The sequence below is a fragment of the Teichococcus aestuarii genome (assembly GCF_003116135.1).
Taxonomy (GTDB): domain Bacteria; phylum Pseudomonadota; class Alphaproteobacteria; order Acetobacterales; family Acetobacteraceae; genus Pseudoroseomonas; species Pseudoroseomonas aestuarii.
This window is the reverse complement of record NZ_PDOA01000001.1, coordinates 178,039-198,695: the sequence shown is the minus strand read 5'-3', so window position 1 is coordinate 198,695 and position 20,657 is coordinate 178,039. Positions and strand designations below refer to the sequence as shown.

Below are 20,657 nucleotides of genomic sequence, written 5' to 3'. Positions count from 1 at the left end.
TGCTAGGGCATACTCCCTAAGACGATGCGCCTCAAATCCCGACTTGCCCTTGTCGCCCTGTCCGCCGCCGTCGCGGGTGCCCTTCCCCTCACGGCCATGCTGCGCGCCTTCGCCCAGCCTGCGCCGGAAAGCCGGGGGGCGGAAAGCGGGGCCGCAGGCACGCCGGCCGCCAGCCAGCCGGAGGTGCCGCAGGACGAGGCCAATCTCGCCTATACCGTGGCCCTGCCGGAAACCGGCGACGAGGCGCTGGACACCGCCATCCGCAATGCCTCCGCGCTGGAGCGGCTGCGCGAGAGCGCGCCGGTGGATGCCTACGGGCTGATCGGCCGCGCCCTGGCCGAGACCGACAACATGCGCGATGCACTGCGCTCCGAGGGCTATTACGGCGGCAGCGCCCGCATCGCCATCGACGGTCAGGCGCCGGACAGCCCGGGCCTGGCCGAGCGCCTGCTGGCGCGCGAGGGCAATGCGGAGCCGGTGCCGGTCTCCGTCATGGTGGAGCCGGGGCCGCAATACCGCCTGGCGCCCGTGCGGCTGCAGGCCGAACCCGCCGGCGCCTCGATCGCCGATGCCGGGGAGACTGGCCTGAAGGAGGGCGACCCCGCCCGCGCCCAGCCAGTGCTGGATGCCGAGGGGCGGCTGCGCGACGCGCTGCGCAATGCCGGCCATCCCTTCGCCGCCGTGCGCCGCCGCGTGACGGTGGACCATGACACGAACCGCATGGAGGTCACCTTCACCGTGGCCCCCGGCCCGCGCCCGCAATTCGCCCGGCCCGGCGTCAGCGGCGAGGAGCGCACCGACAGCGACCTGCTCGCCCGCATCGTCGCCCCGATGCAGGGCCAGGGCTATAGCCAGAAGGCGATCGACGACAAGCGGCGGGACCTGCTCAGCCTCGGCGTGTTCAGCACCGTGCGGGCCCGTGCCGGCGAGCGGCTGGACGAGGCGGGCGACCTGCCCCTCACCTTCACCGTGGCCGAGCGGCCCCTGCACGCCATCGGCTTCAGCGCCGCCTACGAGACGCGCTACGGCCCCACCTTCAGCACCTACTGGGAGCACCGCAACCTGTTCGGCGGCGCCGAGCGGCTGCGGCTGGAGGCGGAGGTCAACCGCCTCGGCACCACGGGCGACACCAGCGACACGGGCGGCAAGATTGGCGCCAGCCTGCGCACCCCCTGGTTCGCCGGCCGCAACCAGACCCTGACCTTCGACATCGCCGCGCTGCGCGAGCGCCCCGACGCCTATGACCGCGACGCCTTCACCCTCGGCGCGCTGCTGGAGCGGGAGTTCTCGCCCCGCCTGACCTATGGCTTCGGCCCGCAGATCGAGTTCAGCCGCGTCACCCAGGACAATGTGACGACGAACTACCAGCTGCTCGGCCTGATCGGGCAGCTGCGTTGGAACGACACGGACAACCCGCTGAATCCGAGCCGCGGCATCCGTGCCGCGCTGCTGGTCAACCCGATCTATTCGCTGGGCGAGAGCAATGCCTTCACCCGGCTGCGCGCCCAGGGCAGCACCTATTTCGACGTCAGCGGCGACAAGGGCAGCATCATCGCGCTGCGCGGCGTGGTGGGCAGCATCGTCGGCGCCTCCTTCGGCGGCGTGCCGCCCGACAAGCGCTTCTACGCGGGTGGCGGCGGCTCGGTGCGCGGCTATTCCTACCAGTCCGTCGGGCCGCGCACGGCCAGCGACGAGCCGGCGGGCGGCCTCTCGCTGGTGGAGGGCAGCGTCGAGCTGCGCCAGCGCATCAGCGGCCCGATCGGCATGGCGGCCTTCGTCGATGCCGGCTCCGTGACGCGCGACCCGACGCCGGATTTCGGCAACCTCAAGGTCGGCGCCGGCCTGGGCGTGCGCTACCTCACGGCCATCGGTCCGCTGCGCGCCGATATCGCCATCCCCCTCAACAAGGAGAGCGGGGATTCCGCCTTCGGCCTTTATGTCGGCATCGGGCAGGCTTTCTGATGCGCCGGGTGCTCCGCTGGGCCCTGGGCCTGCTCGCGATTCTGATTCTGCTGCCCGTGCTGCTGCTGGGCGGCGTGCTGGTGGGCGCCAACACCGCGCCCGGCCAGCGCCTGCTGGCTGACCTCGCGCAGCGTTTCGTCCCGGGCCTGACCATCGAGGGGCTGCACGGCCCCATTCCCGGCGCCCCCGGCTTCGCCCGCCTCACCATGGCCGATTCGCAGGGGCCCTGGCTGGAGGTGGAGGATGCCCGCCTCGACCTCGACCTGCGCGCCCTGCTCTCGCGCGACCTGCGCATCGAGGCGCTCACCGCCCGCCGCGTGGCGCTGCTGCGCCTGCCCGAGGCCGGCGCGCCCGCCCCAGAGCCCGAGCCGCAGACCACCGAGGGCGGCCCCATCCCCACCCTGCCGAACCTGCCCGTGGCGGTGCATCTGGAACGCCTCGCGGTGGAGCGCATCGAGATCCCGCGCGAGCTGGTGGCGGCCACGGTGGAGGAGCACGGCCCAGCCCCCCATGGTCCCTCGGGCTTCGCCCTCTCGCTGAACGGCGAGGCCAGCCTCGTCGCCGCCGCCCTGCAGGCGAAGCTCGCCGTGCAGCGGCTGGAGGCCGAGGGCCGGCTCGACCTGGAGCTGGGCCTCGACCCGCAGGCGCGGCTGCTGGCCGACCTGCGCGCGCAGGAGCCGCCCGGCGGCGTGCTGGCCACTGCGCTCGGCATCCCGCAGGCGCCGGCCGACCTCACCCTGCGGCTGGACGGCCCGGCCAGCGGCGCCGATCTGCGCGCCCGCGCCGCCTTTGGTGAACTCGCCGGCTTCAACGCCGAGGGCCGCGTGGCGCTGGACGCGGCGGGCGGCGGCGCCCTCACCCTCGCCGGCCATCTCGACGCGCCGGCCAACCTGGCGCCCGAGCCGGTGCGCGCCATCGACTTCACGCTGGGCGCGAAGCTGCCCGCCGGCGGCCAGCCGGAGCTGGAGAATCTCCGCCTCTCCGCCCGCGCCGGCGAGATCACCGCGCGCGGCAGCCTGGCGCTGCTGGAGGCCGAGGCGCGCATCGCGAACTCGGCGGAGCTGGCGCCGCTGGTGCCGGAGATCATCGGCTGGGAGGGTATCACCCTCACCGCCCGGGTGGAGGATGGCGAACGCATCCAGGCGCAGCTCCGCCCGCGCGGCCTGCGCGGCCCGGACCCGATGGGCGCCGTGCTCGGCCCCAACCCCGAGGCCGACTACCGCGGCACCGCCTTCCGCATCGACAGCCTGGAGGTGCGTGGCCAGGGCGCCCGGCTGCATGTCGAGGGCAGTGGCTGGAACGTGCTGGACCTCACGGCGCGGCTCGATGTGCCGGAATTGCAGGCGATCCGCCCGGAGCTGTCCGGCCCCATTGCCGTCGATGCCCGCGTCACCGGCCCCGCGGCCGACCCCGCCATCGCGCTCAAGGCGGCCAGCCCCGGCCTGTTCGTCGCCGGGCGGCGCGTCGAATCGCCGGAGCTGGTGGCGGAGATGCCCTCCATCAGCGGCATGGCCGGCACGCTGCGCCTGACCGGCCGGGCCGAGGGCCAGCCCATCGCCCTTGCCCTGCGCGCGGCGCAGGAGGGCGAGCTGGTGCGGCTGGCCGAGGGCGATATCACCTTCGGCCCCATCCGTGGCCATGTGGACGGCACGCTGAACACCGCCACCACCCTGTTCGACGGCACCGCCACCATCGCCGCCGAGAACCTGGCGCCGCTCTCCGAGCTGGCTGGCCAGCCGGTGGCCGGGCGGCTGCGCGTCGAGGCGAAGCTGGCGCCGACCCCCGAGGGCCGCCAGAGCATCGACGCCCGCATCGAGGCGCCGAATGTCGAGGTCGGCGGCCAGCGCTACAGCGCCAACGCCCTGGTGAAGGGCACCGACGCCGCCTTCGACTGGAACATCCGCGCCGGGCTGCCCCAGGCCAATGTCGAGGGCCGCGGCCGCTTCAGCCGCAATGACGAGGGCATGCGGGTCGATATCGCCGCGCTGGAGGCGGCGCAGGGCGAGATGGGCATCCGCCTCGCGGCACCCGGCGCCATCCTGCTGCCCAATTCCGGCGCGGTGGAGATCCCCGGCCTGCGCCTCGCCGCGCGGCCGGCGGGCAACCTCACCGTCAGCGGCCGCTGGGGGCCGGAGCGGGCCGACATCCGCGTGGCGCTGGCCGCCCTGCCTGCCTCGCTGGTCAACATGTTCGCGCCCGAGCCGCGCCTCTCCGGCACCGTGGTGGGCGAGGCGCGCATCACCGGCCCGACCAGCGCGCCGGAGGTCAACGCCACCCTCAACGGCACCGGGCTGCGCGCCGAGGCGCCGTGGTCGCGCGGCTGGCCCGCCGCCACGTTGCGCGTCGAGGCGCAGCGGGCCGGCAACGGCGCGGTGCGGGCCAGCGCCGCGCTGCGCATGGGCAGCATGGTGACGCTCGACGCCCGCGCCGAGCTGCCGCAGGGGCCGGGGGCCGAGGCGCCGCTCTCGGCCAGCCTCAGCGGCCAGGCCAACCTCCAGCCGCTGCTGACGCCGAGCCTGGGTGGCAGCGCCAACCGCGTCACCGGCCGCATCGTGCTCGATGGCGGCGCCTCCGGCACGCTGGGCGCGCCCGCGCTGAACGGCACCGCCACCCTCTCCGGCGGCGAGGTGCGCAACCCGCTCTTCGGGCTGCGCCTCACCGGCATCAACGGCCGGCTGCGCGCCAGCGGCGACCAGGTGCTGCTCGAGAACTTCGTGGCCCGCGCCGGCAATGGCAGCATCACCGCGCGCGGCAGCGCGCAGCCGCTGGCCGCCGGCATCCCGATCGACATCGCCATCACCGCGCGCGACGCGACGCCGGTGCAGAGCGAGTTGGTGACGGCGCTGCTGGATGCCGACCTCCGCTTCACCGGGCCCTTGCAGACCGACCCGGCGCTGGGCGGCACGGTGCGGCTGCGCCGGGTGGTGGTGAACATCCCGCAGGCGCTGCCAGGCGGTGGCGTGGCCACGCTGGGCGATGTGCGCGAGCGTGGCGCCGGCGCCCCCGCGCCACCCGAGCCCGGCCCCGCCGCGCCGCCCATCCGGCTGAACGTGACGGTGGAGGCGCCGCAATCCATCCTGGTGCGCGGCCGTGGGCTCGACGCGGAGCTGGGCGGCACGCTGCGCGTCGGCGGCACGGCGGCGGACCCGCAGCCGGCGGGCGCCTTCACCATGCGGCGCGGCACCTTCCAGCTGCTCGACCGGCGCATCGTCTTCAACCGCGGCGCCATCACCTTCACTGGCGACCTGCAGCCGCACCTCGATTTCGAGGCCAGCACCAATGCCCAGGGCGTGACCATCACCATCACCGTCACCGGCGAGCCCGGCAAGCCGGAGATCAGCTTCACCTCGGAGCCGGAGCTGCCGCAGGACGAGGTGCTGGCGCGGCTGCTGTTCGGCCGCCCCGTGGACAAGCTCTCGCCGCTGGAGATCGCGCAGCTCGCGGGGGGCGTCGCCAACCTGGCCGGCGTCGCGCCCGGCGGCGGGCGCGGCTTCCTCGGCCGGCTGGCGGACCGGCTGGGGCTGGACCGGCTCGGCGTCGGCAACCAGGAGGGCGGGCTGGAGAACCCCTCGGTGCAGGCGGGCGGCTATGTCGGCCAGGGCGTCTATGTCGGCGTCGAGCAGGGCGCCGAGGGCGGGCCGCGCGTCGGCGTCGAGGTGGAGCTGACGCCGCGGCTGAAGCTGGAGAGCAGCACCGGCGGCGAGACGGGCGAGCGCATCGGCCTTTCCTACGAGTTCGAGTACTAAGCCGGGGAAGACCGCCCCCCGGCGCCCGTTCCTCCCCATCGCCGGCTGCGCTATGCTGCGGCCATGGACGCGGAGCGATTCAGGCAGGAGCCGATCGACCTGGGGCCCCTGCCGGGGCTGCTCGGGCATCTGCTGCGCCGCGCCCATACCCGCATGTTGCTGGATTTCACCGAGAGCACGGCCGAGTTCGGCATCACCTCCGGGGAGTTCGCGCTGCTCTGCCTGGTGGAGGCCAATCCCGGCATCACCCTCGGGCAGCTCGCCACGGCCGCGGCGCTGGACAAGTCCACGCTGAGCCCGGCCATGCAGCGCCTCACCGAGCGCGGGCTGGTGGAGCGGCATGCGGTTCCCAGCGACCGGCGCGCCCAGGCCCTGCGCCTGAGCGCCGAGGGGATGGCGCTGCTGCCGCCCTTCAAGGCCCGCGTGGGAGAGCATGAGGACCGGATCGCCCAGCCGCTGGACGCGGCGGAGCGGGAGGCCCTGCTCTGCCTGCTGCGCAAGCTGAACGGTCTCTGAGACGCCTCTCCTTCCTCTTTCCCTGCGCGCCCGCACAGGATGCGCGGCCCCTGCCACAAGGACATGACGACCATGCGTGCGTTCGACGGCCAGCTCTCCGGCAATCGTCCCATCTCCCGCACCACCGAGGAGAAGAAGCGCCAGCTGCGCGACCTGAAGGAGGCGCTGGCGGCGCTGAAGCCGCACGCCGCCGCCTCGCTGCGGGAGTCGCTGACCGCCAAGATCAAGGCGCTGGAATCCGAGCTCGCGCCCCGCCGCTGATGCCGCTGGCCCGCCGGCCCTCCGCCGCGCTGGCGGGCATCGGGCTGATGCTGCTGGCCGCCCTGTGCGGCGCGGGCGTGAATGCCTGCTACCGCGCCGCCCTGCGCGAGGGGCTGCCGGTGCCGCTGGTGCCCTTCGCGCGCGGGCTGATCACCCTGGCCATCCTGTCGCCCTGGATCCTGCGCGCCGGCCCCATCGCGGCGCTGGCCACGCGCCGGCCGAAGCTGCACCTGGCGCGCGGTGCCGCCGGCATCGCCACCTTCCTGCTCCAGCTCCTCGCCATCACCCTGCTGCCGCTGGCCGACGCGGTGGCGATGATGAGCGCCCGCCCGCTCTGGGTGCTGCCGCTGGCGGCGCTGCTGCTGCACGAGGCGGTGCGGCGCGACCGGGCGCTGGCCGCCGCCATCGGCTTCGTCGGCGTGCTGATCGTCGCGCAGCCCGGCGGCAGCCTCTCGCTCGGCACGCCGGCGGCGCTGGCGGCGGGGATGTGCAGCGCCCTGGTGCTGATCACCTTCCGCGCCCTTTCGGCCACCGAGCCGCCGGTGCGGGTGGTGGCCTGGTACTCGGTGATCTCGGTGCTGTTCTGGGGGCCGGTCTCGGCCTTCGTCTGGCAGACGCCGAGCCTGTTCGCCCTGGCCATGCTGGTGGGCGGCACGCTGTTCGCGCTGGGCAGCGACCTCGCCGCCTCGGCCGCGGCGCGGCGGGCGGAGGTCGGGCTGCTGGCGCCGATCGAGTATGCGCAGATTCCGGCCAGCGCCATGCTGGGCTGGGCCATCTATGCCGAGCGGCCGGGCCTGGCGCTGCTGGCCGGCACGGTGGTGATGCTCGGCGCCACCCTCTACCTGGTGCGGCGCGGCCGCTGAGGCCGCGCCGGTTCCCCGGGCTTCAGGAGGCCTTCTGGCCGGCCTCGGCCTTGCTGCCGGCCGGCGCTTCCGGCGCGGCCGCCTTGCCGGCGGGGGCGTCGGCGCCGGGCTTGGGCTTCTCCGGCGCCGGCAGTTCCACCTCGATCGCCAGCGTGCTCATGTCGCCGCCGCGGTCGAGCGAGATGTTCACCGCCTTCGGGTCGATGGCGACGTAGCGCGCCACCACCTGGATCAGCTCCTTCTGCAGCCGCGGCAGGAAATCGTCGCCCGTGCGGCTGATGCGCTCATGCGCCAGCACGATCTGCAGCCGCTCCTTGGCGGCACCCGCGCTGGGCGGCGGCTTGCTCTTGCCCCGGAAGACGTCGAGCCAGCTCATGCGGCCCTCCCCCCGAACAGGCGCGACAGGAAGCCCCGCTTCTCCGGGTCGATGAAGCGGTGCGGGCGGTCCTCGCCCAGGAAGCGGGCGACCGCGTCCTTGTAGGCCTGGCCGGCGTTCGACACGTCGTCCAGGATCACCGGGCTGCCGGTGTTGGAGGCCTTCAGCACGCTCTCGCTCTCGGGGATGACGCCGAGCAGCGGGATGGCGAGGATCTCGCGCACATCCTCGAGCTTCAGCATCTCGCCCCTCTCCACCCGCTCCGGCGCGTACCGGGTGACGAGGAGGTGCTCCTTCACCGGCTCCTTCTTCTCCTCGGCGCGGCGCGACTTGGACTGCAGCACGCCGAGGATGCGGTCACTGTCCCGGACGGAGGAGACTTCCGGGTTGGTGACGATGATCGCCTGGTCGGCGAAGTAGAGAGCCAGCAGCGCGCCCTTCTCGATGCCGGCGGGGCTGTCGCAGACGATGTAGTCGAAATCCTGGCTCAGCTCGTCGATGATCTGCGCCACGCCCTCCTTGGTGAGGGCGTCCTTGTCCCGCGTCTGGCTGGCAGGGAGGATCGAGAGGGTGTCCACCCGCTTGTCGCGGATCAGCGCCTGGTTCAGCCGCGCCTCGCCGCTGATGACGTTGACGATGTCGAACACCACGCGGCGCTCGACGCCCATGATGAGGTCGAGGTTGCGCAGGCCGACGTCGAAGTCGATGACCACCGTCTTCTTGCCGCTCTGGGCGAGACCGGTGGCGAAGGCGGCGGAGCTTGTGGTCTTGCCGACCCCTCCCTTGCCCGACGTCACCACGATCACTTGCGCCATTGGTCTCTCCTCTCTGCCGGGTGGGAAGCGGGCTCAGCCCAGCCGGTCAAACCGCATGTTCTCGCCGATCAGCCGCACCTGCGCCGGCTTGCCGATCGGCGCGTCCGTCAGCCCCTCCCGCACGGCGTAGTAGCCGGCGATGGAAACCAGTTCCGGATCGAAATTCAACGCGAAGACGCGCGCTTCCATGTTGTCGGCCCCGCCGGCGATGGCCCGGCCCCGGAGGGCGCCATAGACGTGCAGGTTGCCGTCCGCAATCACCTCGCCGCCCGGATTGACCGTGCCGTTGATGATAAGATCGGCACCCTGGGCCCAGATGCGCTGGCCAGCGCGCACCGCGTGGTCGACGATGACGGTGGGGCGCATCGACCCGGGCGGCAGCGGCGGCGCGGGCGGCGGCTCGCTGCTGGCGGCGGGCGGGGGCGGCGGCGCCAGCGCCACCTCCTCCTGCGCGCCGGCGGCACGCAGCGGCGGCAGGCCGGCGCTCTGGGCTGCGGCCTTCATCTCCGGCGAGCCGCCCACGGTGCCGATGGGCATGATCTCGATGCGGCGCAGCTCGGCCGCGAGGGTGGCGAAATCCACCTCGTGCGGCGCCACCGCCAGGTCGTCCAGCCCGATCACCAGCGGCGCGAAGCGCAGGAAGCCGGGCGCGCGGCGGAACTGGTCGCCGAGGGCAGGAACAATCACCTCGTGCCGTGGATCGAGCAGCCGGAGCACCAGCAGATTGAAATTCGCGCCGCGCAGCCGGAATGGCTCAAGGCGGGGATTGGCGGCGGGTGCTGACATCGTGCGCGGAAACGATCCTGGCTGGTCGGGTTGCGGGACTCCGGCAGGCCGGGCGGGCCGGCGGCGGCATATTGCCACCGATCGGCGCCCTGTTCGCCAGGAATTCTTCTTTTATACAAGGCCCACGCGCCAGGGCGAAGCCCGGGCCGCGCAAACCCCGCCCCCCCGCGCGGATTTTTGCCGCCGGGCGTGGGCGGCGTGCCACAGCCCGCCCCGCATTGCAGCCCCGCATCGCAGCCCCGCATCACGACAAGGACCGCGCCCCGCGCATGAGCAAGAGCATCCCCCGCCGGGCCGAGTACCGGCACTTCCAGGACATCCCCACCCGCTGGGGCGACCAGGACAGCTACGGCCACATCAACAACGCCGCCTACTACTTCTACTTCGACACGCTGGTGGCGCTGTTCCTGGCCGGGCGCGGCCTGCAGCCCACCCCGGCCGATCCCGGCTCCAGCCTGGCCGTGGTGGTGGAGACGATGTGCCGCTTCCACAGCCCCGCCCATTTCCCGGATGTGCTGGCGGGCGGGCTGCGGGTCGCGCATGTCGGGCGCAGTTCGGTGCGCTACGAGATCGGGCTGTTCCGCCCGGGCGAGGACCTGGCCTGCGCCGAGGGCCACTTCATCCATGTGCAGGTGGACGCGGCGACGCAGCGGCAGACCGTGCCGGTGCCGCCGGCCCTGCGCGAGGCGCTGGCACCGCTGCTCGTCTCCCCGCCGGGCTGACCCGCCGCGGCGCAACTGCACAAGGGGTGGGCGGCCGCCGCACCCGCCGGGCAGGCCCGGGGACCGCCGGCCCCGGCCTCGCCCGGCGCGGCACGCCGGTTGCAAAGGGCCAGGACGGCCCGAGCAAGGAGTGTCCCGGCATGTCGCATCCCCACCGCTGCACGGCGCCCTTGAAGGACCGCCACCCAGGTGGGGCGAGGCGATGATCCCGCCTCCGCAGGCCGCGCCGCAGGGTGGACGGACGGTGCTCCGCCGCGGCGGGCCGGGCCTCTCGGCGGCGGAGCTGGCCGGCCAGTGGGCGGAGGATTCGCGGGCGCTGCGGGCCGCCCGGCCCGGCAGGCTGGACCTTCCCTACGCGGCCGCCGAGGCCTGCCGGTGGGATCTCTACCCCGCCATCGACCCCGCCGCGCCCTGCGTGGTGCTGCTGCATGGCGGCGGCTGGCGGGAAGGCGGCCGGCAGGGCTTCGGCGCGCTGGCGCAGGGGCTGCTGGCGCATGGCTGGTCGGCCGCCCTGCCCGGCCACAGCCTGATGCCGGAGGCCAGCCTGACGCGCATCGTCCGGCAGGGTCACCGCGCGCTCGACTGGCTGGCGGCGCAGGGGCCGCTGCACGGCATCACCGGGCCGGTGCTGCTCTGCGGCTGGAACTCCGGCGCGCATCTGGCCGCCATGCTGCTCGGCCATCCGCGCGTGAAGGCCGGGCTCGGCCTTTCCGGCCTCTACGAACTGGAATCACTGGAGGAGAGGCTGGGGCTGACGCCGCTGGAGGTGGAGGTGCTCTCGCCGCAGCGCCTGCCGGTGGTGCGCAAGCCCTTCGCGCTGGCCTATGGCGAGGCGGAGCCGGAGGCGGCGCAGCGGCAGTCCCGCGCCTTCCACGCGCTGCGGCAGCGGGAAGGCTGCGCCGCCCCGCTGCTGCCGCTGCCCGGCCTGGACGAGGCGACGCTGCTGGAGACGCTGCGCGCGCCGGACGGCCTGCTCTGCCACGCGGCGCGCGCGCTGATCGAGGAGGCCTGAGGGCCGGCGGCCGGGGCCCGGGGGACAGCCTCCCCCGGGCGGGGACGCCTGTTAGCCGCGCGTCCCGGCTTCCGCCGACTTGCGCTCGATCAGCTCGATCTTGTACCCGTCCGGGTCCTCGACGAAGGCGATCACGGTGGTGCCGAACTTCACAGGCCCCGGCTCGCGCGTGATCTTGGCGCCCTCGGCGCGCAGCTTCTCGCAGGTGGCATAGACATCCGGCACGCCGATGGCAAGATGGCCGAAGGCGTTGCCCAGCTCGTACTTGTCCACGCCGTAATTGTAGGTCAGCTCGATGACGCCCGCGCCGGTGCTCTCCGGTGCGTAGCCGACGAAGACCAGCGTGTACTTGCCGTCCGGCACGTCGTTGCGGCGCAGCTCCTGCATGCCGAGCAGGCGCGTGTAGAAATCCACGCTCCGCTCCAGGTTGCCGACGCGGATCATGGTGTGCAGGAAGCTGCTCATGGGGTGTTTCCCTGTCAGGAGATGGTTTCGGACCAGGCTTCGTGCGACGGGTCGATGGCCAGCAGGAACAGTCCGGCCGCCTCGGCCGCCGCGGCGGTCGCCGCACGGTCGACGATGATGGTGCCGTTCGCCTCGATGGCAATACCGCGCAGGCCGGCAGCGGCGGCATTGGCCACCGTGTCCGGCCCGATGGTGGGCAGGTCCACCCTCCGGTCCTGGCCCGGCTTCAGGATCTTCACCAGCACGCCGCCCGGCCCCTCGCGCCGCAGCGTGCCGGCGCGGGCCAGCATGGCGTCGGTGCCCTCGATCGCCTCGACGGCCAGCACCAGCCCCTGCTGCACCACCGCCCCCTGCCCCACATCGACGGCGCCGAGCGCCCGCACCACGGCGAGGCCGCGGCGGATGTCGCGCCGGGCATCCTCGTCCGGCAGATGGGTGGTCAGGGCGGTGGGGTCGCGCACCAGCAAGTCCTCCAGCACGGCATAGGCTTCCATCGGGTTGAAGCCCTCCTCGCGCAGCACGCGCAGCACGGCGGTCAGCAGCGAATCGTCGCCGCCGAAGGCACGCATGCCGATGCGCGGCAGCATCCTCGCCGCCCCCGCATCCGGCCGCAGCGCGAAGAAGCTGGGGCGGGAGACGCGGCCGGCCAGCACCAGGTCGCGCGCCCCGGCGGCGCGCAGCCACTCCAGCATGCGGCCGGCGGCGCCGAGGCGGCAGACGATGTGCGGATAGGCCGCATAGTCGCGCGGTTCGCCGAAGCCTTCCAACACCACCACATGCGGCACGCGGCCGGCGGCGGCGGCGGCGGCGGCGGCGCGCTGCGGCAGCAGCCCGCCGCCGACGATCATCCCGAGCGGCGGCATTCCAGGCCGCGGCATGACGGGCGAAGACACCGGCTCAGGCCCCGGCGCCTGTCACGCCGCGGCCTCGGCGCCTTCCTCCTCATCCAGCAGCTCGCGGCCGGCGCGGCAGAGGCCGCGGCGGCTGTCGGCGCGGATGAAGGCCAGGATCTCCTGCACCACCGGGTCCTCGCCGAAGCTGGCCTCGGTGATGTCCACGCGGTCCTGGAAGACGCCGGCGGTGCGGAACAGGCTGCGGTAGGCGGCGCGCAGCGTGTGGATCTGGCTGCGCGGGAAGCCGCGGCGCTTGAGGCCGATCAGGTTCAGCCCGGTCAGCCGGGCGCGGTTGCCCATGACGGCGCCGAAGGGGATGATGTCCGCCTCCACGCCACTCATGCCGCCCACCACCACCTGCCGGCCGATGCGGACGAACTGGTGGATGGCCGCGCCGCCGCCGACGAACACCGTGTCGGCGATCTCGACATGCCCGCCCAGCATCACGTTGTTGGCGAGGATGACGTGGTGGTCCAGCGTGCAGTCATGCCCGACATGGGCGTTGACCATCAGCAGGCAATCCGCGCCCACGGTGGTGATGCCGTGGCCGCCGATGCTGCCGCGGTGCACGGTGGCGTGCTCGCGGATCATGGTGCGGGCGCCGATGACCACGCGGGTGGGCTCGCCCCTGTACTTCAGGTCCTGCGGCGCCAGGCCGATGGTGGCGAAGGGGCTGACCTGCACCTTCTCGCCGATCTCGGCATGGCCCTCGACGATGACATGGGAGGTGAGCACCACGCCTTCGGCCAGCACGGCGTCCGGCCCGACGGTGCACCACGGCCCGATGCGGCAGCCTGCGCCGATGCGCGCGCCCGGCGCGACGATGGCGGTGGGGTGGATCTCGGCGGTGGGGTGGATCGGGTCGGGGGCTGTGTTGTCTGTCTGCGTCACGCGATCGAGCATCCGCTCAGCGGTCCATGATCATCGCGGCGTAGCTGGCTTCCGCCACGGCGACGCCATCGACGCGCGCCACGGCATTGAACTTCCAGACATTGCCGCGCTGACGGTCCTTGTTGATGTGAATCCGCAGCTGGTCTCCCGGCACCACGGGGCGGCGGAACTTGGCGTTCTCGATGCTCATGAAATAGACGATCTTGCCATGCGCGCTGGGGCCGAGCGTCTCGACCACCAGCACGGCGGCGGTCTGCGCCATCGCCTCGATGATCAGCACGCCCGGCATCACCGGATGGCTCGGGAAGTGGCCCTGGAAGAACGGCTCGTTGATGGTGACGTTCTTGATGCCGATGGCACTCTCGCCCAGCTTCATCTCCACCATGCGGTCGAGCAGCAGGAAAGGATACCGGTGCGGAATGGCGCGCATGATGCGCGCGATGTCGCAGGTCTCCAGATTCTGCTTGTGCGCCGCCTCGTCCGAGGCCGGCTGTTCTTGCTGGTCCATGCCGATCAGTCCGTATGTCCTGGCCGCCCTGCTGGCGGCCCCTTCTGTTCTGCCGTTTCCCGGGCGGTGGCCGCAGCGGAGCCGGTTCCCTTACGGGCACCCAATTTCCGCAGGTAGAGCGCGGCCCGCAAGGCATCCTTCACCGGCATCGCGGGGGAACCGGTCACATCCTGCCCAGGCGGCACGTCGCTCTGGACGCCGGCCTGAGCGCCGATACGCGCCTTGCTGCCGATGGTCAGGTGCCCGGTCAGCCCGGCCTGGCCGGCGATGGTCACGTAGTCGCCAAGCCGGGTGGAGCCGGAGATTCCGACCTGCGCGACGATGACGCAGCCACGGCCGGTGCTCACGTTGTGGCCGATCTGCACCAGATTGTCGAGCCGCGTGCCGGGGCCGAGCACCGTGTCGCCCAGCGCGCCGCGGTCGACGCAGGCATTGGCGCCGATCTCCACCTCGTCGCCCAGCCGCACGCGGCCGAGCTGCGGAATGGTGACGTAGCGGCCCTCCGGCGTCGGCGTGAAGCCGAAGCCCTCCTGCCCCACCCGCGCGCCGTGGTGCAGCGTGACGCGGTGGCCGGCGATGCAGCAGATGGCGCTGGCATGGGCATGGATGCGCGCATCGTCGCCGAAGACGCAGCCGGGGCCGATCACGGCATGGGGTCCGACATAGGCGCGCGCGCCCAGCACCGCGCCGGCGCCGATCACGGCATAGGGCCCGACCTCGCTGCCCTCCCCCAGCACGGCGTCGGCGGCGACGACGGCGGTGGGGTGGATGCCGGGCAGCGGCGCGGGCGCCGGGTGGAACAGCGCCGCCACGCGGGCGAAGGCCAGGTGCGGCGCCGGCGAGGGCAGCGCCACGCAGCCTTCCGGCACCTGGCCGGCCAGGTCCGGCGGCAGGATGACGGCGCCCGCCCGGCTCTCGCGCAGCGCGGCCAGGTGGCGGCGGCCGTCGAGGAAGGCGATCTGCGCCGGCCCCGCCTCGTGCAGCGGCGCCACATCCTCGAAGAGGCGCGCCGCATCGGCGCCGAGACTGCCTTCCGGCAGTCCGGCCACCGCGGCGATCCGGTCCAGGCGGTGCGGGCCGGTGCCCGCGTGGAAGCGCGGGTCAGCCGCCATCGCGCTCAGTTCCGCCGCGGCGCCTGCTGGCCCTGGCCCTGCTGGGCCGGACGGGCCGCCGCGGGAGCGGGCGCCGGGGCATCCTCCGCCGCCAGCGTCACCGACTTCAGCACCTTGTTGAGCTGGGTGGAGACCTCGCCCGTCAGGTCGAAGGGGGGCTCGTTGTAGATGACCACGGCGCGCGGCAGCACCATGTTCACCTTGCGGCTGGCCGAGACCTGGCGGATCACCACCGCCAGCGCCTGCTCGATCTCCTGCAGCGCCTGCTGCGCCGCCTGCTCGATGTTGCGGCTGCGGTCGCGGAAGATGCGCTGGCTGTCGGTCACCCGCTCCTGCAGGTCGCGCTCCTTGGTGCGCAGTTCCTCGGGCGAGAGGCTGGCGCGCTGGTTGACGAGCTGCTGCTGCTCCTCGCGCCAGCGGGTCTGCTCACGCTGCAGGTCGTCGTTCAGCTTCTGGCGCCGCTTCTCGATCTCCTCGCGCACCTTGTTGAAGGCGGTGGAGTTGCGCTGCACCTCGGGCACGTCGACGATGCCGATGACGGCATTCGGCGGCGGCTCGCCGGGCGGCAGCGGCGCCGGGTTGGGCTGCACGGCGCGCTGCGCGGGGCGCTGCTGCGGCGCCTGGGCCGGGCGCTGGGCAGGCTGCTGCTGCTGCGCCTGGTTGGGAGGAACGAACCACTCCTGCTGCTGGGCCATCGCCACCCCGCCCGAGAGCAGGGTGGAGGACATCAGGGCCATCGCAAGCGCTGCGGAGACGCGTCGCGCCATGTTCGGGAAACTCCGTCGTATTAGGCTCAGAAGCGCGTGCCGAAGCCGAAGCGGAAGACCTGCGTCTCGTCGTAGGACTTCTTCACCAGGGCCTGCGCCAGGTCGATGTTGATCAGACCGAACGGGCTGCGCCACGAGATGCCGACGCCCGCGCCCACGCGGGGGGACGAGTCATCGACGATGTTGGGGGCGGAATCGATGCCGGTGAGCGAGCCGACATCGACGAAGGCGCGGCCGAGCAGGCCAAGCTCGGACGGCACCGGGAGCGGGAAGCGCATCTCGGTGGTCTGCGTCCAGATGGTGCGGCCGCCCAGGGCGTCCTGCGTGCTGGTGTCGCGCGGGCCGGCGCCGGCGACGGCGAAGCCGCGCAGGTTCTCGCCGCCGAGGAAGAAGCGGTCGATGATCCGCTCATCCTTGTCGCGCCCGCCATAGCTGAACATGTGGCCGACGCCGGCGGAGATGGCGAGCACGTAGTCCGGGTCGCCCAGCAGCCGCTCGAAGGGCACGTAGTAGGTGCCGTCGAGGCGCGTGCGCAGGTAGTTCACGTCGCCGCCGAGGCCGGCCAGGTCGGTGCCCAGGCGCAGCACGTAGCCGTCGCGCGGGTCGAGGCGGGAATCGCGCGTGTCGTAGGTCAGCGTCTGGCCGACCTGCGACAGGACGGTGACGCCCTTCTGCTCCTGGATGTAGATCGAGGCGTCGTCCAGCACGTTGAACACGTTGCGGCGCGACAGGGTGTAGGACCAGGACTGGCGCAGCCGCTCGTTGAACTCGTAGCCGGCGCGCAGGCTGAAGCCGGCGCGGCGCTCCTCGTAGCCCGAATAGTCGGTCAGGTCGCGCACCACGTAGAACAGGTCGACGCCGACGGCGAGGTTGCGGTCCATGAAGGACGGGTCGGTGACGGAGAGGTCCACCTGGCTGCGGCGCTGCGCCAGGGTGGTGTTCACCCGCGCGTCGATGCCGGTGCCGAGGATGTTGCGCTCGCGCAGGCCGAGATCGGCCAGGGCGCCGGCATCGGTGGAGTAGCCGCCGCCGATCGAGATCTCGCCCGTGGCGCGCTCGGCGACATTGGTGTTCAGGTTCACCTGGTCCGGCGTGGCGCCGGGCACCGGGTTGATCTGCACGTCCTGGAAATAGCCCAGGTCGCGGATGCGCTGGCGCGAGCGGCGGACCTGCGCGGCGTTGAAGGCATCCCCCTCGGCGATGCGGAACTCGCGGCGGATGACGCGGTCCTGCGTGCGGGTGTTGCCGGTGATGTCGATGCGGTTGACGTAGACGCGCTGGCCTTCCTTCACCTCGAAGACCAGGTCCACCTTGCGGCCCTGGCGGTCGCGCGTCACGCGCGGCTCCACCTCGACGAAGGGCGCGCCGGCGAGGTTGGCCTCGTCGGTCAGGGTCTGCACCATGCGCTCGACGGCGTCGCCATCGTACCGGTCGCCGGGCGAGATCTCCATCACGCGCTGCAGGCGCTCGGCGGTCACGTTGCGCAGGGCGGAGGTGATCTCCACCTTGCCGACGCTGTAACGCGGGCCTTCGTTGACGGTGTAGGTGACGAAGAAGCCGCTGCGGTCCGGCGCCAGCTCGGCGGTGGCGCCGGTGACGTTCGCATCGGCGTAGCCCTGGCGCTGGTAGTAGCGGCGCAGCAGCTCGCGGTCGAAGTTCAGCCGCTCCGGCTCATAGGTGTCGGAGGAGCTGAAGGGGCGGTACCAGGCCGCCTCGCGCGACGAGACGATCTCCTTCAGCCGGCTGTCGGAGAAGTTCTCGTTGCCGACGAAGTTGATGCGGCTGATCAGCGCCGCGTCGCCCTCGGTGATCTCGAAGACGAGGTCCACCCGGTTCTGGTCGCGCTCGATCACCTTGGGCTCGACGCGCGCGGCGAAGCGGCCGCGGCGGGCGTAGAGCTCCAGCAGGCGCTGGCGGTCCGCCTGGGCGGCGGCGGGGGTGAACACGGCGCGCGGGCGCAGCTGCACCTCGGGGCGCAGCGTGTCGTCCGAGAGCTTGCTGTTCCCCTCGAACGCCACCTGGTTGACGATCGGGTTCTCCTGCACCCGCACCACCACCCGGTCGCCCTGGCGGCCGATCTGCACGTCGCGGAACAGGCCGGTGGCGAAGAGGGTGCGGAGGCTGCGGTCCAGCCGGTCGGAGTCGAAGGCGTCCCCCGGCTGCACCAGCATGTAGGAGCGGACGGTATCCGCCTCGATGCGCTGATTCCCCTCCACGTCGATCTGGCGGATGACGCCGTTGGCGGGCTGGGCCGCGGCGGCGGCGCCGCGCCTTGGCTGCGCCACCGCCTCGGGCGGGAGCAGCACGGGCACGAGGCAGGTGGCGGCGAGCAGGAGGGCGCGGGTAGCGTGCAAAGGTCGGATCCGGGCCGGTTGATGGGGGCCAAGGGAAAACCGCCGAAAACGGGGCGTCTCGGGCCGCGGGAGACTAGCGGGGAACAGCGCGCCCCGCCACCCCCACTTGCCCATCGGCCGTTCAGGAAGTTTCAGCAGCCACCCCAAGGCCTTACCGGCCGAGGCATCAACATCGCCTGAGCCGGGCGGGGAAGGAGGACCCCTCCCCCGCCTGTCCGGTCAGCCCACCAGCCCGCTCACCCAGCGCACCACGCCGAGGCTCGAGAGGTCGTTGAAGGTGGCGAAGATGAACAGCGCGATGAGCAGCGCGAAGCCGGCGCGGAAGCCGTACTCGATCGCGCGCGGCGGCAGCGGCCGGCCGCGGATGGCCTCGGCGGCGTAGAACAGCAGGTGACCGCCATCCAGCACCGGGATGGGGAAGAGGTTGATCAGCGCCAGGTTGACCGAGAGGATGGCCATGAAGGAGACCAGGCTGGCGATGCCGAGCTGCGCCACCTGGCCCGAGATCTGCGCGATGCGCAGCGGCCCGCCCAGCTCCTCCGTGCCGCGCTGGCCGGCGATCATCTGCCACAGCCCGGCCAGGGTCTGCACCGTCACGTCCCAGGTCTGGGCGGCGCCGGCGGCCAGGGCGCTGAAGGGGTTGAGGCGGTTGAACTCCGGCGCCCCGCCGGAGATGCCGAGCACGCCCACCGTCGCCTCGCCCGCGGCGCGGCTGTCCGGCGTGGCGCGCAGCGCCTGCTCCTGGCCGCCGCGCTGGATGCGGATCTCCACCGGCTGGCCGGCGCGCGGCTGGATATGCGCCTGGATCTGCTCGAAGCGGCTGACGGCCGCGCCGTCGAGGCTGAGGATGCGGTCGCCGGGCAGCAGGCCGGCGCGGGCGGCGGCGCTGTTCTCCACCACCGTGCCGACCGTGGCGGTGGGCTGGGGCTGCCCCACCGTCATGTAGAGGCCGGCGAACAGCGCGGCCGCCAGCAGGAAATTGGCCACCGGCCCGGCGGCGACGACGATGGCGCGGTCGCGCACCGGCTTGTCGTGGAAGGTCTCGCCCTGGCGCCAGCGGGCGCGCTGCTCCGGCGTTGCGTCGTCCGGCCCCTCCTGGCCGTGCAGCTTCACGAAGCCGCCCAGCGGCAGCCAGGCGATGCGCCACTCGCAGCCGCGCCGGTCCACCCACTGGCGGATCGGCCGGCCGAAGCCGATGGAGAACACCTCCACATGCACGCCGCGCCAGCGGGCGGCGAGGTAGTGGCCCAGCTCATGGATGAAGACGAGCACGCCCAGCACCAGGATGAAGGCGATGATGGAGCGGAAGGGCTCAGGCAGCATGTCCAAGGTCGCGTCTCCGGCCGAGGCGGGCAGCGCCGCGGCTTGCCGAGGGGGGTGCCGGGCCGGCGGGCCGGCGGCACGAAGTCATGCCGCGCGCCGCGCCGCGCGGGTTCAGGCGGCGCGGCGGGCGGCGCGCGCCAGGGCATCCTGCCGTGCCGCGGCGTCCAGCGCCAGAACGGCGGGAATATCGGGGATCGGGGGGGCGCCCAGCGCCGCCAGCGTCTCCTCCACCACGGCGGCGATGTCGAGGAAGCCGAGACGGCGCTGCAGGAACAGGCCGACGGCCGCCTCGTTCGCGGCATTCAAAATGGTGGGGGCCCCGGCCCCGGCCCGCAAGGCCTCCCGCGCCAGGCGCAGCGCCGGAAAGCGAACCGGGTCGGGGGCGAAGAACTCCAGCCGCGCCAGGGCGGCGAGGTCGAGGCGCGGCACATCCACCGCCATCCGCGCCGGCCAGGCCAGGGCGTGGGCGATGGGAGTGCGCATGTCCGGCGAGCCGAGCTGCGCCAGGATCGAGCCGTCGCAATACTGCACCATGCCGTGCACCGCCGATTGCGGGTGCACCAGCACGGCCAGCTTCGCCTCCGGCACGGGGAACAGCCGCGCCGCCTCGATCAGCTCCAGCCCCTTGTTCATCATGGTGGCCGAATCGATGCTGATCTTGGCGCCCATCGACCAGACGGGGTGGCGCAGCGCCTGCTCGGGCGTCACCTGCGCCATGCGCTCCAGCGGCATCTCGCGGAACGGCCCGCCCGAGGCCGTGAGCACGATCTGCTCGATCGCCGACGGGTCGCGCGTGTCGAGCGCCTGGAAGATGGCGTTGTGCTCGGAATCGACCGGCAGCAGGGTGGCGCCGCTGGCCCGCGCGGCGGCCAGCACGAGGTCGCCGGCGCAGACCAGCGCCTCCTTGTTGGCCAGCGCCAGCGTGCCGCCATGGGACAGGGCGGCCAGGGTGGGCTCCAGCCCGGCGGCACCGACGATGGCGGCCATGGTCCAGTCCGCCGGCCGCGCGGCCGCCTCCAGCACCGCCTGCGGCCCGGCGGCCGTGGCGATGCCGCTGCCCTCCAGCAGCCGCGCCAGCTCGGCGCCCGCTGCCGCGTCGGCCAGCACGGCGATCTGCGGGCGCAGCCGCAGCGCCTGCGCGGCCAGCCCCGCGGCATCCCGCCCCGCGACCAGCGCGACGACGGGGAAGCGCCCCGGCTCCGCCGCCTCCAGCAGCGCCACGGTGCTGCGGCCGACCGAGCCGGTGCTGCCCAGGATGGTGACGCTGCGCGGAGCCAAGGCGCCG

Annotated in this window: 19 protein-coding genes; 7 read left to right on the top strand and 12 right to left on the bottom strand. The window is 73.1% G+C overall.

Going from position 1 to position 20,657, the window contains the following annotated elements:
• Positions 1-24: 24 nt before the first annotated feature.
• The 5 genes from CR165_RS00960 to CR165_RS00940 all read left to right on the top strand — a co-directional run bounded on the left by CR165_RS00960 (position 25) and on the right by CR165_RS00940 (position 7,348).
• A complete protein-coding gene (locus CR165_RS00960) occupies positions 25-1,962 on the top strand; it encodes an autotransporter assembly complex protein TamA (RefSeq protein ID WP_109515083.1) in 1,938 nt (645 codons plus the stop codon).
• Positions 1,962-5,708, top strand: coding sequence for a translocation/assembly module TamB domain-containing protein (locus CR165_RS00955; RefSeq protein ID WP_109515082.1), 3,747 nt, complete (start codon positions 1,962-1,964; stop codon positions 5,706-5,708). Before CR165_RS00960 ends, CR165_RS00955 begins: the two co-directional genes overlap by 1 nt.
• 63 nt (positions 5,709-5,771) lie before the next feature.
• Positions 5,772-6,224 (top strand): MarR family winged helix-turn-helix transcriptional regulator, encoded by a 453-nt coding sequence (locus CR165_RS00950; protein ID WP_109515081.1) that lies wholly within the window; start codon positions 5,772-5,774, stop codon positions 6,222-6,224.
• 72 nt (positions 6,225-6,296) lie between these two features.
• Positions 6,297-6,485, top strand: coding sequence for a hypothetical protein (locus CR165_RS00945; RefSeq protein WP_109515454.1), 189 nt, complete (start codon positions 6,297-6,299; stop codon positions 6,483-6,485).
• Complete coding sequence (locus tag CR165_RS00940; protein ID WP_109515080.1) at positions 6,485-7,348, top strand: DMT family transporter; 864 nt, start codon at positions 6,485-6,487, stop codon at positions 7,346-7,348. Before CR165_RS00945 ends, CR165_RS00940 begins: the two co-directional genes overlap by 1 nt.
• Positions 7,349-7,370: 22 nt before the next feature.
• Here the strand turns inward: CR165_RS00940 and minE are convergent, their stop codons facing one another.
• The 3 genes from minE to minC are packed head-to-tail and all read right to left on the bottom strand — an operon-like array spanning position 7,371 to position 9,325.
• Positions 7,371-7,724: a cell division topological specificity factor MinE gene (gene minE / locus CR165_RS00935; RefSeq protein WP_109515079.1), complete on the bottom strand. Its 354-nt coding sequence runs from the start codon at positions 7,722-7,724 to the stop codon at positions 7,371-7,373.
• Positions 7,721-8,539 (bottom strand): septum site-determining protein MinD, encoded by an 819-nt coding sequence (gene minD / locus CR165_RS00930; RefSeq protein ID WP_109515078.1) that lies wholly within the window; start codon positions 8,537-8,539, stop codon positions 7,721-7,723. Before minD ends, minE begins: the two co-directional genes overlap by 4 nt.
• 33 nt (positions 8,540-8,572) lie before the next feature.
• The gene (gene minC, locus CR165_RS00925) at positions 8,573-9,325 is read right to left on the bottom strand and encodes a septum site-determining protein MinC (protein WP_109515077.1); all 753 of its coding nucleotides are present in this window, start codon (positions 9,323-9,325) and stop codon (positions 8,573-8,575) included.
• A 269-nt stretch (positions 9,326-9,594) separates the two neighbouring features.
• Here minC and CR165_RS00920 point away from each other — a divergent pair, with 269 nt between their 5' ends.
• A complete protein-coding gene (locus tag CR165_RS00920; protein WP_109515076.1) occupies positions 9,595-10,047 on the top strand; it encodes an acyl-CoA thioesterase in 453 nt (150 codons plus the stop codon).
• Positions 10,048-10,249: 202 nt separating this feature from the next.
• Positions 10,250-11,059 carry an alpha/beta hydrolase gene (locus CR165_RS00915; protein WP_109515075.1) on the top strand — a complete coding sequence of 270 codons (810 nt, stop codon included), beginning with the start codon at positions 10,250-10,252 and terminating at the stop codon, positions 11,057-11,059.
• 51 nt (positions 11,060-11,110) lie between these two features.
• Here CR165_RS00915 and gloA read toward each other — a convergent pair whose 3' ends face one another.
• From gloA to dxr, 9 genes are all read right to left on the bottom strand, one after another.
• Positions 11,111-11,524 (bottom strand): lactoylglutathione lyase, encoded by a 414-nt coding sequence (gloA, locus tag CR165_RS00910; protein ID WP_109515074.1) that lies wholly within the window; start codon positions 11,522-11,524, stop codon positions 11,111-11,113.
• Between the two features lie 14 nt (positions 11,525-11,538).
• Positions 11,539-12,387, bottom strand: a complete 849-nt coding sequence (locus CR165_RS00905; protein ID WP_367604195.1) for an LpxI family protein — start codon at positions 12,385-12,387, stop codon at positions 11,539-11,541.
• A 51-nt stretch (positions 12,388-12,438) separates the two neighbouring features.
• On the bottom strand, positions 12,439-13,320 hold the full coding sequence (gene lpxA / locus CR165_RS00900; RefSeq protein WP_109515072.1) for an acyl-ACP--UDP-N-acetylglucosamine O-acyltransferase: 882 nt from the start codon (positions 13,318-13,320) through the stop codon (positions 12,439-12,441).
• A 4-nt stretch (positions 13,321-13,324) separates the two neighbouring features.
• The gene (gene fabZ / locus CR165_RS00895) at positions 13,325-13,816 is read right to left on the bottom strand and encodes a 3-hydroxyacyl-ACP dehydratase FabZ (protein WP_109515071.1); all 492 of its coding nucleotides are present in this window, start codon (positions 13,814-13,816) and stop codon (positions 13,325-13,327) included.
• A gap of 5 nt (positions 13,817-13,821) precedes the next feature.
• A complete protein-coding gene (gene lpxD, locus CR165_RS00890) occupies positions 13,822-14,928 on the bottom strand; it encodes a UDP-3-O-(3-hydroxymyristoyl)glucosamine N-acyltransferase (protein ID WP_109515070.1) in 1,107 nt (368 codons plus the stop codon).
• A gap of 5 nt (positions 14,929-14,933) precedes the next feature.
• Positions 14,934-15,695, bottom strand: a complete 762-nt coding sequence (locus tag CR165_RS00885) for an OmpH family outer membrane protein (RefSeq protein WP_109515069.1) — start codon at positions 15,693-15,695, stop codon at positions 14,934-14,936.
• Between the two features lie 26 nt (positions 15,696-15,721).
• Positions 15,722-18,049 (bottom strand): outer membrane protein assembly factor BamA, encoded by a 2,328-nt coding sequence (bamA, locus tag CR165_RS00880; protein ID WP_109515068.1) that lies wholly within the window; start codon positions 18,047-18,049, stop codon positions 15,722-15,724.
• Positions 18,050-18,268: 219 nt separating this feature from the next.
• Complete coding sequence (rseP, locus tag CR165_RS00875; RefSeq protein ID WP_181377976.1) at positions 18,269-19,372, bottom strand: RIP metalloprotease RseP; 1,104 nt, start codon at positions 19,370-19,372, stop codon at positions 18,269-18,271.
• Between the two features lie 111 nt (positions 19,373-19,483).
• Entirely contained in the window at positions 19,484-20,650 is a 1,167-nt protein-coding gene (dxr, locus tag CR165_RS00870) for a 1-deoxy-D-xylulose-5-phosphate reductoisomerase (RefSeq protein ID WP_109515452.1), read from the bottom strand.
• Between the last annotated feature and the right edge of the window lie 7 nt (positions 20,651-20,657).